This window comes from Caldovatus sediminis, assembly GCF_014644455.1.
GTDB classification, from domain to species: Bacteria; Pseudomonadota; Alphaproteobacteria; order Acetobacterales; family Acetobacteraceae; genus Caldovatus; species Caldovatus sediminis.
The window spans coordinates 1-674 of record NZ_BMKS01000042.1 but is presented as its reverse complement, the minus strand read 5'-3'; the positions used below and the strand labels follow the sequence as shown (position 1 = coordinate 674).

Sequence of the window (674 nt, the reverse complement as noted above, 5' to 3'; positions counted from 1 at the left end):
ACGGCCTGTTCCGGGACGCCCCGCGGGGCCGCGCCTCCGCCGCCGTCTCGCCCGAGCAGGTCGCCGCTGAACCGCCCCGGGTTCGCCGGAGGCTCCAACCCTTGAGTAAGGTGGAGCCATGACGAAGAAGACCTCGAACCGCTTTTCGCCGGAGGTGCGGGAGCGGGCGGTGTGGATGGTGCTGGAGCACGGGAGCGACCACGCCTCGCAGTGGGCGGCGATCGGCTCGATCGCGGCCAAGATCGGGTGCACGACCGAGACGCTGCGGCAGTGGGTGCGGCAGGCCGAGCGTGACGGGGGCCAGCGCCCGGGGCCGACGACGGCCGAGCACGAGCGCATCAAGGCGCTGGTGAGATCCTGCGCAAGGCTTCGGCCAATTTCGCGATGGCAGAGCTCGACCGCCGCTCGAGGTCATGATCGCCTTCATCGACGATCACCGCGAGGTTTACGGGGTCGAGCCGATCTGCCGGGTTCTGCCGATCGCCCCGTCGACCTACCACGCGCACGTCGCACAGCGCGCCGATCCGGCCAAGACCTCCCCGCGTGCCCGGCAGGACCGGGTGCTCAGGGAGCAGATCCGGCGCGTGCACACGGCCAACTTCGGGGTTTACGGCGCGCGCAAGGTCTGGCGGCCGCTCGGCCGGGAAGGCGTCGTGGTGGCCCGCTGCGCGGTC

The 674-nt window shown here is 71.7% G+C and carries 1 pseudogene and 1 other annotated feature; the pseudogene reads left to right on the top strand.

The window, feature by feature from the left end:
- Nucleotides 1–118: 118 nt before the first annotated feature.
- Nucleotides 119–674, top strand: a pseudogene (locus tag IEX99_RS22230) (IS3 family transposase); the annotation flags it as partial.
- Nucleotides 372–488: a sequence feature (AL1L pseudoknot), on the top strand. It overlaps the preceding pseudogene by 117 nt.